Below are 12,778 nucleotides of genomic sequence, written 5' to 3' on the forward strand. Positions count from 1 at the left end.
CTACCCGCAGACAGGCGCCTACGCCCTCGGGCTCGCTGGCTCCGGCCTGGCCGACAGCGGCAAGAGGGGTGGTGGGTGGTGGTTCTTCCCTATTTTTTGAACACATAGAAAAACTAAGAAAAAACAGAAACAGGACCACTCGCGCCACCCCGCCACCGGGTACGGGCCCATACCCCCTCGCCACGTCCGGGAGAAGGTCCGGCAAGGTCCGCTCCCCACCCATACCGGGAAAGCCCTGCCGTGAACAGCGAAATGGAGACAGCACCATGGGAGACACCCTGCACCAGGTCTCGTATCTGGACGGGCCTCGGGACAAGGATGCGTCCCGCGCCGCCGAATGGCAGCGAGATGAACGCATGGAGCAACTGGCCGCCCTCCGAAAGTCGAACCCCGAGATGTTCGACCATACGGGCACCACTGCCCGCCTGATGCTCGGCTACTACGAGAATGCCAAGAGCACTGCGGCCCAGTACGGGCGCGACACGGAGAAGGGCGGCAACTGATATGAGCACCGAAATCGAGAAGGCCGCCGAGCGCGTCGCCAAGCTGCGGGCGCAGATCGACAAGGTATCCGGCCCGCTGGCAAATGCCGAGGCCGAGCTGCGTGTCGCCGAGGACGCCGAGAAGGCCCGCCGTGCAGATCGTGAGATTGAGTACAGTCGGCGGTTCGCTGAGACGTGGCAGAGTCAGGCTGATGAGGCTGCGAAGACGGAGATCAGAGAGGGGGTGATCGTTCCGCGCGCTGTTCTCTCCGAGCCTGATTGGTGCGACGTTTTCAAGGACTCGCCGGCCGCCGAGATCCAAGAGGCCAATATCCGCTGTCGGGAAATGGCTTCGGCCGAGTGGCAGCGTATTGTGCCGATTCTCGAAGTGGCTGCCGGGCTCGGCGAGGTGGACCACTCGACCGTCAAGGATCTGTGCGTCTGCGTGGCCCGCATTGACCAGGCTGAGCGGGACCTGTCCGAACGCGGACTCATGGTCACCGCCGAGCGTGGCACGGTGAAGAACGGCGCCGCCACCATCGCAGCACAGTACCGCTCCCAACTCTCACGAGATATCAGGGAATTGGGACTCTCGCCGAGTGCGCGAGTGGCCATTGCCCCGCCGGAGTCAGCAGACGACTCCGATATCTGGGACTGATCGGTCCCGCCCACATGAACGCCCCCGTCCCTTCCTTCCTCATCAGGTGGTTGGGGCGGGGGCCTTGTTGCGTTCCTGCTCTCCACCCTGCCTTCACTCGCCCCTTCCCACGTGCTCGGTTCGAACCGGTGTTGGCCCAGCAGCGCTGGTCCTACTCTTACCCCATGGCTATGGCTGTTGATCCGGCGCTGTCTGTTGGCCAGCGCATCAAGCTTTTCAGGGAGCGCGCGGGCAAGTCCCGTGCCGTGCTGGCCGGGTTGGTAGGCCGTTCAGAGGGATGGTTGAAGGCTGTTGAGAACGGCCGGCTCTTGCCGCCGCGTCTGCCCATGCTGGTGAAGATCGCAGAACACTTGGGCATCGAAGACCTGTCGGCCCTGACGGGGGACGTGTCGATGCCCCGAGCGCTGTTCTCCGGGGCGGAACATCCGGCGCTATCGGTGGTCCGGAGGGCCGTTGACTCGGCGCCTCTGGGCCTGGCTGATGGCCCGGTTCCGAGCGTCGAACACGTTGCGGCTCAGGTGGCTGCGGCTTGGCAAGCTCGGGACTCCCGGGGCGACCACCGTACGGCTCTTGGGGACCTGCTCCCGGCGCTGGTATCGGCTGCCTCGGTCGCCGCATCGCACCCTGACTGCCCGGATCGTCGGCGCGCTGAGGTGCTGTATGCCTCAGCTCTGAATCTCGTTCAGATGTTCGCGGCCTACCAGGGGGATGGAAACCTGGTCTGGCGCGTGGCTGAGCGTTCCTTGGCGACCGCCCGAGCGTCCGGTGATGCCGTCGCCGTTGCGCAGGCGTGTTGGTTCCTGGTGGAGGCGTTCCGGAAGTCCGGGCAGTGGGACAGTGCCCAGACGCTCACCGAGGAGGCTCTGCAGCTGCTGGGACCGGTTAGGAGCGATTCTCCGTCGCTTGCTGCGGCATGGGCAGACATGGCGTTCCACGCGGCCATTACGCACGCTCGCGCGGGAGAGTCGGGCGAGGCTTGGGGCTGGTTCGATCGTGCCGAGGAGGTCGCCAGGACCCTGCCGGTTGATTTCTGGCACTCGCCGACCTCTGCATCTGCACGGGTAGTCCCGGTGCACGCTGTAACGGTCGCTGTCGAGCTGCGACAGGTCGGTACCGCCTTGCGGTGGGCTGACCGGCTGGCACCGGCGGAACTTCCCGCACGGCCGAGGCGGGCGCGGCACTTGATCGAGGTCGCACGGGCGTACGCTCTGCGAGGCGAACCGGATTGGGTGGCGTCGCTGCTCACCGACGCAGTGGAGGCAGCGCCCGACACCGCCCGGTGGAACCATGAAACTCATGACTTGGTTAGGGGCCTGCTGGACGGTCCGCCGTCTGTTCGAACTGCCGCCCGTGATCTAGCAACCGCAACCGGGCTTGCTGCCTGACTGATAGTTAGGGGCACAAACTGTGCCTCTCGGCCGTGCTGAGTGCCCGTACCGTCCATGGGACGTGACGGGCATTCAGCGTTTTGGAGGCCGAATGAGCAGCATGCCGACCAGGGAACTCCCGTCGGTGCTGACGCACACGGACTGCCAGGAGACGAACCGGATCGTTACTCGGTTCGGGGACTGGAAGTTGCGCCCGGATGACCCTCGGATCGTTCCGGCGCGCTACGTCCTGTCCTGCGTGTCCGAGGACGAAGACGGCACCGTGTGCGGCGAGACTTCCCGGCCGAGTGCGGACGTGGGGGCCGTGGCGGAGTGGGCGCGCACGCACACGTGGCTCAACCAGGACCACCGGTCGTACAGCTTGGACGCTGCCTCGGTGCCGATGGTGCTGGTGCCCGAGGAGGAACCGGCGTGAGCCGCAAGACCCTTATTGCCTGTGCCTTGGCCGTGGCGGTTGCTCTCGGACCCGCCGCTCTGGTGGTCGCCCTCGCCAAGCTCGACCCGCAGTCCGCGCGCCGTTGGGTCTGGTGGTTCTTCGCCCTGGCGGTTGCCATGCTCGGCGTCGTCTACGGCGGGGATTGGGAAACCTGGTGGCGCCGGAGATGGGCCGCGCGGCGGTCCCGGCTGCGGGTCACAGTTCGCCACGTCCGTGCCGGAGACCCGCCGTGACCCTCGCTGCCGAGGTACTGCCCACGCTGGCCGAGATCGGCGCGGGGCTGCTGCCGGAGCCGCCCGAGGCCGACGACGGGAACCCATGGGCGCGCGGAGACTGCTGGCTCTACTGCGGGCGCACCTCGGTCCGAGTGCTCTGGCTCGGCCCGGTGACCGCAGCCGGCGGAGTCACGGCCGGGCTGCTCGCCTGCGCCGACTGCATATCGACCCTGCACAGCACGGCAGTTGCCGCAATAGCCAAGCGGGACAACTCGGTGGCCGAGCGAACCCACGGTGCTCGGCACGCCCGGCCCCGGCCGAGGTGGGGCACCAGGGTTCGGTAGCGACTCGCCCGTTCGACTCCCGGCGGTGCCTGCGCTGCGCCGGGCTGCACAACCCCCGCCCTGGTGACGGGAAATGGACGGCCCGGACGATCAGGGCGGGGCACAGACGATTCACGGTATGGAGCGGAGATGCACGAGTGCCCCGAGGACCCCGAACACGAGGTCGAGACGACCACGGAACCCGGCGCCTTACAGAGCGGTCCGGGCGGGCCGGTCTGGCGGTGCCTGACGTGCGGCCGGTGGGGCGGTGTCATGACCGCCGAGTGGGCCGCGCTGTTCCCCGGTGAACCCGTGCTGTTCCCCCTCGGGTGGACGGCGCCCGGCGAGTCGGCCCCGCTCCGTAAGGCACGCCCCCTCGGGCGCGGATAGCCGCGCCCCATGAACTCCCGTCCTGGCGGACGGAAAGGGAATCAGCCGCCAGGACGGGCCCAACTCCCGCTCCGGGCACACCCAATCCCGTGCCCGGAGCGGACCCTAGGTTCCCGTCCCGGGCTTTGGTTGAGGTCCATTCCGCCCGGGGCGGGGCATAACCCCACATTGCCTGTTCCTACCCGGCAACAGGCCGGAGCGGGCAAGGTGGGTCTTTCGCACCTCCGAGCAACACCTAGACGTAGGAGGAAAGTTGAGCACCGCTACCGAATTCGCTCCCGTTGCCCCGTGGGGCATGGGGCGTATGGCGCCGCTGCGCAACGGCGAGCCGTCGCAGTGGCAGTACGCGGGGCTGGACCCCACGACGCAGACCGGCCTGTGGTTCGGCGAGGACGGGACCATGAGCCCCGCCGAGCTGGGCAAGCACGGTACGTCGGTGGGCACCTACCCGCCCACCCAGGTCGGCAAGGACGGCAAGGTTGACGGCGACTCCGGCCACGACGCGACGCAGGACTAGGAGGTAACACCATGGACGGACGCCCGGTGCTGGTCTCCACCGAAGCCGAGGACCCGACCGCCGATCTGGTCATAGCGGAGTTGAACCGGCGCCGGGTGCCCGTCCTCCGGTTCGACCCCGGACGAGACTTCCCGACCCGCGCGACGCTGGCCGCTTCGATCACGGCTGACGGCTGGTCGGGAAGTCTCACGGTGGGCAAGCGGACTGCCGATCTCTCCCGCGTCCGCGCGCTCTACCACCGGCGGCCGAACCCGTACGTGCCGCAGAGCGACCACCAGGCCGACCGGTTCGCCGCCCAGGAGAACCGCCGGGGGCTCAATGGCGTGCTCGGCGCACTTCCGGGCTGTCTCTACCTGAGCCACCCGCAGGCCATTGCTCGCGCCGAGTACAAGCCCGCGCAACTCTCCCTCGCCTCCCTGTTCGGGTTGCTGGTCCCGGCGACGCTGATCACCAACGATCCGGCCGAAGCGAAGCTGTTCGCCGCCGCGCAACCCACGATCTACAAGCCCTTGCACGCCGGGGCTTACCGCGTGGACGGCGAACCCGCCGGTATCTGGGCGGCACCGGCCGAGCCAGGTGAGATCACCGACGCCGTGAGTAACTGCGCCCATCTCTTTCAGGCGCAGGTGTCGAAGTCCGGCGACGTGCGCGCCGTGGTGGTCGGGGAGCAGGTGTTCTGCGCGCTGATCACCGCCCCTCCCGGGGTGCTCGACTGGCGCAGCGAGTACCGGAACCTGAGTTACGAACCCGTGGACTGCCCCGGACCGGTCCGGACCGCCCTGCTGCGGTTCCTCGGTGAGTTCGGCCTGCGCTTTGGGGCGTTCGACTTCGCCGTGACCCCCGAGGGTGAATGGTGGTTCCTGGAGTGCAACCCGAACGGTCAATGGGCGTGGCTGGAGCACGCGGCGGGCCTGCCGATCACGTCCGCTATCGCGGATCTTCTGGAGAACGGAGTAACCGAGTGAACGAGTCCGAGGGACTGCGGGCGGTGCTGGCCGCGCAGCTCAAGGAGGCGGGCGCGATCCGGTCCGCTGAATGGGAAGCGGCCGTGCTGGCTGTCCCGCGTGAGGCGTTCCTGCGCGACGGCTGGTTCGAGTACGACGGCGACGGGTGGTATCGGCCCGTGTCGCTGGAGAAGTCGCCCCAGCAGATCGGCCGCGTGTACGAGGACGACACGTTGGTGACGCAGCTCGCCGGCTGTGTGGTGCCCCGGCAGGTCGAGGGCCGGTTGGCGCAGGTGCCCACGTCGTCTTCGACGCTGCCCGGCCTGGTGGTCCGGATGCTCGAAGACCTGCGGGTGCAGCCCGGCATGTCCGTGCTGGAGGTGGGCACCGGCACCGGCTACTCAACTGCCCTGCTGACACACGTCCTTGGCGACGACCAGGTGACATCGATCGAGGTGGACGCGGACGTGTCGGCTCGGGCGTCCGTGGCGCTCGGCGGACTCGGCTACTGGCCCGAGCTGGTGACCGGTGACGGGCTCGCCGGGTACGCCAAGGGGGCGCCGTATGACCGCATCATCGCCACGTGCGGGGTCCGGACCGTTCCAACCGAGTGGATCGCGCAGACCCGGCCGGGCGGCGAAATCCTGGTGACCGTGGGCGGTTGGATGAACGCTTCCGAGCTGGTGCGGCTCAGGGTGGCCGAGGACGGCACGGCAGCGGGTCCGGTGCTCGGCGGCGGTGTGTCATTCATGCTCGCCCGCCCGCACATGCCCCCGCCGCTCGGCATGCTGCCCGCGCTCGACCAGGGCGAGGCCCGTCCAGCGGGCATCGGCGCTGACGTGCTCGACCAATGGGCGGCCCGGTTCGTGGCGCAGTTCGCCGCACCCACTGCGCAGTACTTCGCCATGCCCCGGAACGGACGCACCGAGCACGTGTTGGTGGACGTGGACGGCGGGTCATGGGCCGTGGTGTTCGAGGACGGGGGCCGGTGGCTGGTCCGGCAGGGCGGACCGGTCCGGCTCTGGGACTCAGTGGCCGAGCTGATCACCCGGTGGCGCGTCGCGGGTGAGCCCACCGGCGAGCGGCTGCGGATGGTCGTCAGCGCCGAGGGCCAGCGGATCGAATGGGACTGAGCGAGGAAACTCGGGCGCCTGGCCAGTAGGCCCCATGTACGACGATGCCCCGTGCGGTCTCTTTGACCGTGCGGGGCCTCTTGCATGCTCTGGCGTGACGATATGCTCAGCAGAACTGGTAGTCGCGTGTGTTGGGGTCGGCGAGCACGGCCCACCCGGTTCCGTCGGGGTTCCGGTGGTCGGCGACGAACCTCGCGCCCAGGGCCACCAGCCGCTCGATCTCACCATCGCGCGCGGTCTCGGGACGCAGGCACAGGTGGACGCGGTTCTTGACCGTCTTCGGCTCCGGCACCTGGTTGAAGTACAGCACCAGCCCGCCACCGAGCGACACCTGCGTCTCCCGGTCCCCCGGCACCGCGTCCGGATCGACCGGCCGACCCGTCACCTCGCCCCAGAACCGGGCCAGTTCGTACGCGTCGGCGCAGTCGATCGCCACGTTCTGCAGTACCGAGACCATGCGCGCGAGTCTCCCCGATCCGCCGCCGGGACGCCAACTCCCGCGCGACAGGGGGGTCCAGGCGCCCGCCCCGCGAAGGTCGCCTGATCCCCGGCACCGCACTCAGCCCGCCGGAACGGAGTCCTGCTGCCCCAGATGGTCCCCGTACACCGCGACCTTGTACCGCACAATGTCCAACGACTGTTGCAGCTCGCCGAGTTGGCCGAGCGCCCGGCCCTCGTGCGTGCGCAGCAGGGCGAGCCGGTCGGGTTCGGTTCCGACGCCCGCGCGGACGAGTTCGGCCCGGCGGGCGGGTTTCCATCGGATCAGGTGCACTTCCCGATGGGCGAGGGGCCGAACCGGGGCGGGAACTCGCGGCGGTGGATCGTGCAGGCGGTGGAGGACAGTCTGCGGCGGCTGCGCACCGACTGGATCGACCTGTACCAGGTGCACCGGCCGGACCACCGGACGGATGTCGAGGAGACCCTGTCGGTGCTGGGCGACCTGGTCCGGCAGGGAAAGATCCGGGCGTTCGGCTGCTCGACCTTCCCGGCCGAGCAGATCGTCGAGGCGCACTGGGTGGCGGAGCGCCGCGCGCTGCCGCGCTTTCGGACCGAGCAGCCTCCGTACTCGCTCCTGGCGCGCGGCGTCGAGTCCTCGGTGCTGCCGGTGGCGCAGCGCTACGGGATGGGGGTGATGACCTGGAGTCCGCTGGCATCGGGTTTCCTGACCGGCCGTTACCGCAAGGGCGGGACGATCGACCTGTCCTCGGGCGGGCGGCGCTGACGCCGCACCGGTTCGAGCCGGCGCTGCCGGTGAACGCCCGCAGGCTGGAGGCGGTGGAGCAACTGATCGAGCTCGCGGACGAGTTGGGCTGCACGCTGCCGGAGCTCGCGGTGGCGTTCCCGCTGGCGCACCCGGCGGTCACCTCGGTGATTCTCGGCCCGCGCACGGTGGAGCAGCTGATGGGCCTGTTGAAGGGCGCCTCGCTGGTGCTGGACGACGCGGCGCTGGACCGGATCGACGCGATCGTCGCGCCGGGCACCGACCTGTACCCCCCGGACGGCGTCTGGACCTCCCCGGGGCTCGCCCCCGCCGCCCGCCGCCGCCCGGCCGCCGAGCGCGCGGCGGCGACGGTGGCGGTGGCGGCGGACCACTGACGACCGCTCAGCGGGGCAGCTCGGCGTGCCGTCGCAGAAAGGCTTCGACGTCCGCCGGGTCCTCCAGCGGCAGCGGGTAGAGCAGCAGCCGGTCGACGCCGAGGTCGGCGTAGCGCCGCGCGTCCTCGGGGCTGGTCTCGACCGGGTCGATCTGCATGAAGTTGATCTCCAGCCGGCCGAGGTGCGCGGGCCGGGGCACCTCGGCCGCGGCCTTGCGCAGCCCGTCGAGGTGGCGGGCCAGGTCCTGCGGGCTGCGGCCGTTGCCGATCCAGCCGTGGCCCTTGGCCACGGCCCGGCGGTAGGCGGCGGGGCTGTGGCCGCCGATCATGATCCGCGGGCCGTCCGGCCGGACGGGGCGCGGGTGCGCGTCCACGTGGTCGAAGTCGGCGTACCGGCCGTGGAACTCCGGTTCGGGCGAGCTCCACAACTGGCGCATCGCGTCCAGGTATTCGTCGGTGCGCCCGCCACGCTCGGCGAGCCGCACGCCGACGGCGGCCAGCTCCGGCTCCAGGTAGCCGGGTGCGACGCCGAGCAGCAGCCGGCCGCCGGAGAGCACGTCGAGGCTGGCGGCCTGCTTGGCCAGCACCACGGGGTTGCGCTGCGGCAGGATGAGGATTCCGGTGCCCAGTTCCATGCGTTCGGTCAGCGCCGCGACGAAGGACAGGTGCACCAGCGGATCGAGGATCGGATCGGTGGGTGCCATCGGTGATTCCGGCACCCGGGGGCTGGGCAGTACCACATGGTCGCCGACCCACCACGACCGGTAGCCCCACTCCTCGGCCCTGCGCGCCAGCCGCGCCGTGTCGGCGGGCCCCAGCGTCGCCTTGGCGCTCAGCCCGTACACACCCAGTTCCATCGTCCCCGCCTCCGTCGGTCCTGCCCCGCCCCGGGCTCCGGCCACCAACCGGCCGGAGCCGTACCGGCCCCTGCTCACCCACGAACAGGCGAGCGACCTCGATCATTCCCCGGGCCGCCCCCCGGCCTGTCCCGGGAACGCCCCCCGCGACCGGTGGCGGCCGGTCAGTACCGGACGACCGCCAGGAACGCCGTCGTGCAGAGCACGGTGGCCAGCAGGGCGGAGAGCAGGCAGCGGACGCGCAGGCGGTGGTAGCGGGCACCGTACTGCTCGCGGAGCCGTTCCCGGGTCTCCCGGAACTGTTCGAGCCTGCGCCGGGCGGCCTGGAGCTGGGCGTGCGCGAAGTGGTGCTCCAGATCAAGGCGTTGAGTGGCGGTCAGCCAAGGCAGCAGGTCGGCGAATTCCGCGGCGGCCCGCCGGGCCTGCCGGGTCTGGTCCTGCCAGTACAGGTAGCCCTCGAGTTGCCGCAGGCCGGTGTCGGCCTCGCCCGCGGCGCCGACGGAGGGGCCCGGGCCGGTGGGCGTCCGCTCGGTCATGACCGCTCGTCGCGCGTGATCACCCGGCCGCCCTGGTGTCCGGCGTCCTGGAGCTCGTCGGGGACGTCGGGGTGGTTCAGGTTGAACGCCGGGGATTCGGAACGGACCTTCGGCAGGGTGACGAAGTTGTGCCGCGGCGGCGGGCAGGAGGTCGCCCACTCCAGCGAGCGGCCGTAGCCCCACGCGTCGTCGACCGCGACCTTCTCGCCGTACTTGGCCGTCTTCCAGACGTTGTAGAGGAACGGCAGCATCGACAGGCCCAGCAGGAACGAGCCGATGGTGGAGATCATGTTGAGGGTCGTGAAGCCGTCCGAGGCCAGGTAGTCGGCGTAGCGGCGGGGCATGCCTTCCGCACCGAGCCAGTGCTGGACCAGGAAGGTGGTGTGGAAGCCGACGAACAGCGTCCAGAAGCAGATCCTGCCGAGCCGTTCGTCGAGCATCTTGCCGGTCATCTTGGGCCACCAGAAGTGGAAGCCGGCGAACATCGCGAAGACGACGGTGCCGAACACCACGTAGTGGAAGTGCGCGACCACGAAGTAGCTGTCGGAGACGTGGAAGTCGATCGGCGGGGAGGCCAGCAGCACGCCCGTCAGGCCGCCGAACAGGAAGGTGACCAGGAACCCGAACGCCCACAGCATCGGTGTTTCGAAGCTCAGTGAGCCCTTCCACATGGTGCCGATCCAGTTGAAGAACTTCACGCCGGTCGGGATGGCGATCAGCAGCGTCATGAAGGAGAAGAACGGCAGCAGCACTTGGCCGGTGACGAACATGTGGTGCGCCCAGACCGTGACGGACAGGCCGGAGATGGCGATGGTGGCGGCGATCAGGCCGGAGTAGCCGAACATCGGCTTGCGGGCGAAGACCGGGATGATCTCGGAGACGATGCCGAAGAACGGCAGCGCGATGATGTACACCTCGGGGTGGCCGAAGAACCAGAACAGGTGCTGCCACAGGATCGGGCCGCCGTTGCCGGGGTCGAAGACATGGGCGCCGAACTTGCGGTCCGCCTCCAGGGCGAGCAGCGCGGCGGCCAGCAGGGGGAACACCATGATGATCAGCACGGCGGTCAGCAGGGTGTTCCATACGAAGATCGACATCCGGAACATCGTCATGCCCGGGGCACGCATGCAGATGATCGTGGTGATGAAGTTGACCGAGCCGAGGATCGTGCCGAAGCCGGAGAACACCAGGCCCATGATCCACAGGTCGCCGCCGATGCCCGGCGCGTGGATGGCGTCCGAGAGCGGGGAGTAGGCGAACCAGCCGAAGTCCGCCGCGCCGTTGGGGGTGAGGAAGCCCGCCGCCGCGATCAGCGAGCCGAACAGGTACAGCCAGTAGGCGAACATGTTCAGCCGCGGGAAGGCCACGTCCGGCGCGCCGATCTGCAACGGCATGATCCAGTTCGCGAAGCCCGAGAACAGCGGGGTGGCGAACACCAGCAGCATCACCGTGCCGTGCATGGTGAACAGTTGGTTGAACTGCTCGTTGGAGACGATCTGCGTGCCCGGCCGGGCCAGCTCGGCGCGCATGATCAGCGCCATCACGCCGCCGATCAGGAAGAACGCGAACGACGTACCCAGGTACAGGGTGCCGATGGTCTTGTGGTCGGTGGTGGTGATCCAGCGGACCAGCACGCTCCCCGGTTTGCGCACTGCGCCGCGCGAATCGGGTTCCGCCGCAGGCGACGGATTGCGGTCGGTCAGGACGGTCATGGTGGCTCCCTTGCCAAGACGGACCCCCCATCTCTATCAGTAATCACCCGAACCCGTACGGTTACGAAACGGCCTGCGGGCGCACCACGCCCCGCCTCCCGAGGACACGAAGGCGGGGCGCAAAAACGATGCAGCGTCAGAACGCTCGTCAGAACGCGGAGGTGTACGCGGTGAAGAACGGCGCGGTGGTCGGCCCGCCGCCGGGGGTGAAGCAGATCGGATACAACTGGACGGCGCCCGAGCTGCGGACCCAGGGCTGCGCGAGCTGGCACCAGCCGGCGCCACTGCCGAACGCGGTGACCTGGGCGTGGTCGGCCGGTACGGCAACACCCGGCAGGGTGACGGTGGACGGGATGCCGACGGTCAGCGTGTTGACGGCGCCCGCCGAGTTGAAGGTGGTGGCGGGCGGCACCGAGCCGTTGTACCAGAGATAGCCGAAGGACTTGGGCGGGATCGCGGGTCCGTGCACGGCCCGTTTGACGGAGTAGCTGAGCGTCCATTCGGTGTCGAAGGGCGCGTTCGAGGCGTCGAAGCAGGCCACCACGAAGGTCTGGCCACTGCTGGACGGCCCCCACTCGGTGACCTTGCAGCGGGCGCCCTGGCCGGGGTCCACGGCGGTGACCTCGACGTTGCCGAGGTAGCCGGGGCCCCCGACGCCGGGCAGCCAGGCCTTCCAGCTGCCGGTGGCGCCGTGGAAGGAGCTGTTGCCGCCGCCGGAGGAGTTGTACTGGTCGAGCAGCGTGCCGCCGGCGGTGGAGTCCAGGTAGGCGTAGGCGGCGCCGGGCGGGAGGGGAGCGCCGCTGCTGGCGGTGTACAGCACGGTGAACGGCGAGTCGTCGAGCGCGCCGCCGGGCCGGTGGCAGCTCACGCCGACGTCGATACCGCTGCCGGCGGCGACCCAGCCGGCCACCTGACACCAGGTGCCGGCGCGGTTGACGGCGGTGACGTGGGCGACGCCGCCGGGCCCGGCGATCAGCGGGAAGTGCACCACGTAGCTGCCGGTGCCGAGCTGGTCGACGGTGACGGGGTTGGTCGCGGGCGACGGCCAACTGCCCCACTGGCGCGACGGGTCGGGGACGTAGCCGGGCGGCGGGGTCGGGTTGTCGAGGTAGGCGAAGCCCCAGCGGTCGGGAACGGCGGCATGCGCGGGGCCGGCGGTGGGGACGGCGGCGGCAAGCAGCGCGGCCAGCAGGGCCAGCACCAGCAGGGCGGCCCGGACGGGCCGGGCGGTCCGGGCGGTCCGGGCGGGCAGTACGGCGGATCCGGTGTGCATGGGCGGTCAACCCCCAGGGTGGCGAGGACGGGTGCGGCCGCCGTGCGCGCGCCCCGCCGCCGGGCTGCGGGACGGGGCGGGGCGGCGGGGCAGTCGGCACCCGGCACGACGGACGGTGTGGTGCGGTGCGCGGTGCGGTGCGGTGCGCGGTGCGGTGCGGTGCGGTGCGGTGTGCGGTGCGGTGCGCGGTGCGGTGCGGTGCGGTGCGTGGTGGCACGGGAGTCCGGTGGCCACACATGCTAGGCGGGTCGTCGGCCGGTGGCCCAGCGTCCCGACCCGAACCCGTACGTCCGGCTACGGCGGGCGGCCGTTCGCAGGG

Annotated in this window: 15 protein-coding genes and 1 pseudogene; 10 read left to right on the forward strand and 6 right to left on the reverse strand. The window is 69.9% G+C overall.

Annotated features, from left to right (window positions below):
* Nucleotides 1–266 precede the first annotated feature (266 nt).
* The 9 genes from ACZ6R9_RS19640 (at nt 267) to tgmC (ending at nt 6,486) form a co-directional block, all read left to right on the forward strand.
* Nucleotides 267–503, forward strand: a complete 237-nt coding sequence (locus tag ACZ6R9_RS19640; RefSeq protein WP_465539196.1) for a hypothetical protein — start codon at nt 267–269, stop codon at nt 501–503.
* Between the two features lies 1 nt (nt 504).
* Nucleotides 505–1,140 carry a P27 family phage terminase small subunit gene (locus ACZ6R9_RS19645; protein WP_465539198.1) on the forward strand — a complete coding sequence of 212 codons (636 nt, stop codon included), beginning with the start codon at nt 505–507 and terminating at the stop codon, nt 1,138–1,140.
* A gap of 164 nt (nt 1,141–1,304) precedes the next feature.
* Nucleotides 1,305–2,525, forward strand: a complete 1,221-nt coding sequence (locus tag ACZ6R9_RS19650) for a helix-turn-helix domain-containing protein (RefSeq protein ID WP_465539200.1) — start codon at nt 1,305–1,307, stop codon at nt 2,523–2,525.
* Between the two features lie 64 nt (nt 2,526–2,589).
* Nucleotides 2,590–2,943 carry a DUF7848 domain-containing protein gene (locus ACZ6R9_RS19655; protein ID WP_465539202.1) on the forward strand — a complete coding sequence of 118 codons (354 nt, stop codon included), beginning with the start codon at nt 2,590–2,592 and terminating at the stop codon, nt 2,941–2,943.
* Nucleotides 2,940–3,197, forward strand: a complete 258-nt coding sequence (locus tag ACZ6R9_RS19660; protein WP_465539204.1) for a hypothetical protein — start codon at nt 2,940–2,942, stop codon at nt 3,195–3,197. The genes ACZ6R9_RS19655 and ACZ6R9_RS19660 overlap by 4 nt, the downstream gene beginning before the upstream one ends.
* On the forward strand, nt 3,194–3,523 hold the full coding sequence (locus ACZ6R9_RS19665; protein WP_465539206.1) for a hypothetical protein: 330 nt from the start codon (nt 3,194–3,196) through the stop codon (nt 3,521–3,523). Before ACZ6R9_RS19660 ends, ACZ6R9_RS19665 begins: the two co-directional genes overlap by 4 nt.
* A gap of 622 nt (nt 3,524–4,145) precedes the next feature.
* Complete coding sequence (gene tgmA / locus ACZ6R9_RS19670; protein ID WP_465539208.1) at nt 4,146–4,409, forward strand: putative ATP-grasp-modified RiPP; 264 nt, start codon at nt 4,146–4,148, stop codon at nt 4,407–4,409.
* A gap of 11 nt (nt 4,410–4,420) precedes the next feature.
* Nucleotides 4,421–5,374 carry an ATP-grasp ribosomal peptide maturase gene (gene tgmB / locus ACZ6R9_RS19675; protein WP_465539210.1) on the forward strand — a complete coding sequence of 318 codons (954 nt, stop codon included), beginning with the start codon at nt 4,421–4,423 and terminating at the stop codon, nt 5,372–5,374.
* Nucleotides 5,371–6,486: an ATP-grasp peptide maturase system methyltransferase gene (gene tgmC / locus ACZ6R9_RS19680; RefSeq protein ID WP_465539212.1), complete on the forward strand. Its 1,116-nt coding sequence runs from the start codon at nt 5,371–5,373 to the stop codon at nt 6,484–6,486. Before tgmB ends, tgmC begins: the two co-directional genes overlap by 4 nt.
* A gap of 106 nt (nt 6,487–6,592) precedes the next feature.
* Here tgmC and ACZ6R9_RS19685 read toward each other — a convergent pair whose 3' ends face one another.
* Together ACZ6R9_RS19685 and ACZ6R9_RS19690 are read right to left on the reverse strand one after the other, a co-directional pair.
* Nucleotides 6,593–6,943 (reverse strand): VOC family protein, encoded by a 351-nt coding sequence (locus tag ACZ6R9_RS19685; RefSeq protein ID WP_465539214.1) that lies wholly within the window; start codon nt 6,941–6,943, stop codon nt 6,593–6,595.
* Between the two features lie 102 nt (nt 6,944–7,045).
* The gene (locus ACZ6R9_RS19690; RefSeq protein ID WP_465539402.1) at nt 7,046–7,258 is read right to left on the reverse strand and encodes a hypothetical protein; all 213 of its coding nucleotides are present in this window, start codon (nt 7,256–7,258) and stop codon (nt 7,046–7,048) included.
* Between ACZ6R9_RS19690 and ACZ6R9_RS19695 the strand changes: the two are divergent.
* Nucleotides 7,250–8,082 (forward strand): annotated as a pseudogene (locus ACZ6R9_RS19695) (aldo/keto reductase); the annotation flags it as partial. The gene ACZ6R9_RS19690 and the pseudogene ACZ6R9_RS19695 overlap by 9 nt on opposite strands.
* A 7-nt stretch (nt 8,083–8,089) precedes the next feature.
* On the opposite strand, the gene ACZ6R9_RS19700 reads toward ACZ6R9_RS19695, so the two are convergent.
* The 4 genes from ACZ6R9_RS19700 to ACZ6R9_RS19715 all read right to left on the reverse strand — a co-directional run bounded on the left by ACZ6R9_RS19700 (nt 8,090) and on the right by ACZ6R9_RS19715 (nt 12,459).
* Nucleotides 8,090–8,938, reverse strand: a complete 849-nt coding sequence (locus ACZ6R9_RS19700) for an LLM class F420-dependent oxidoreductase (protein ID WP_380482551.1) — start codon at nt 8,936–8,938, stop codon at nt 8,090–8,092.
* A 164-nt stretch (nt 8,939–9,102) separates the two neighbouring features.
* Nucleotides 9,103–9,474: a hypothetical protein gene (locus tag ACZ6R9_RS19705; RefSeq protein WP_465539216.1), complete on the reverse strand. Its 372-nt coding sequence runs from the start codon at nt 9,472–9,474 to the stop codon at nt 9,103–9,105.
* Nucleotides 9,471–11,177, reverse strand: a complete 1,707-nt coding sequence (gene ctaD / locus ACZ6R9_RS19710; RefSeq protein ID WP_465539385.1) for an aa3-type cytochrome oxidase subunit I — start codon at nt 11,175–11,177, stop codon at nt 9,471–9,473. Before ctaD ends, ACZ6R9_RS19705 begins: the two co-directional genes overlap by 4 nt.
* Before the next feature lie 157 nt (nt 11,178–11,334).
* Entirely contained in the window at nt 11,335–12,459 is a 1,125-nt protein-coding gene (locus tag ACZ6R9_RS19715) for a hypothetical protein (protein ID WP_465539218.1), read from the reverse strand.
* Nucleotides 12,460–12,778 lie beyond the last annotated feature (319 nt).

This window comes from Kitasatospora sp. NPDC048662, from assembly GCF_055587065.1.

Bases quoted from the DNA above. Each gene is read 5' to 3' on its own strand.
- ACZ6R9_RS19640 (WP_465539196.1), top strand. From the start codon at position 267: ATGGGAGACACCCTGCACCAGGTCTCGTATCTGGACGGGCCTCGGGAC.
- ACZ6R9_RS19645 (WP_465539198.1), top strand. From the start codon at position 505: ATGAGCACCGAAATCGAGAAGGCCGCCGAGCGCGTCGCCAAGCTGCGG.
- ACZ6R9_RS19650 (WP_465539200.1), top strand. From the start codon at position 1,305: ATGGCTATGGCTGTTGATCCGGCGCTGTCTGTTGGCCAGCGCATCAAG.
- tgmB (WP_465539210.1), top strand. From the start codon at position 4,421: ATGGACGGACGCCCGGTGCTGGTCTCCACCGAAGCCGAGGACCCGACC.
- ACZ6R9_RS19685 (WP_465539214.1), bottom strand. From the start codon at position 6,943: ATGGTCTCGGTACTGCAGAACGTGGCGATCGACTGCGCCGACGCGTAC.
- ACZ6R9_RS19700 (WP_380482551.1), bottom strand. From the start codon at position 8,938: ATGGAACTGGGTGTGTACGGGCTGAGCGCCAAGGCGACGCTGGGGCCC.
- ACZ6R9_RS19705 (WP_465539216.1), bottom strand. From the start codon at position 9,474: ATGACCGAGCGGACGCCCACCGGCCCGGGCCCCTCCGTCGGCGCCGCG.
- ACZ6R9_RS19715 (WP_465539218.1), bottom strand. From the start codon at position 12,459: ATGCACACCGGATCCGCCGTACTGCCCGCCCGGACCGCCCGGACCGCC.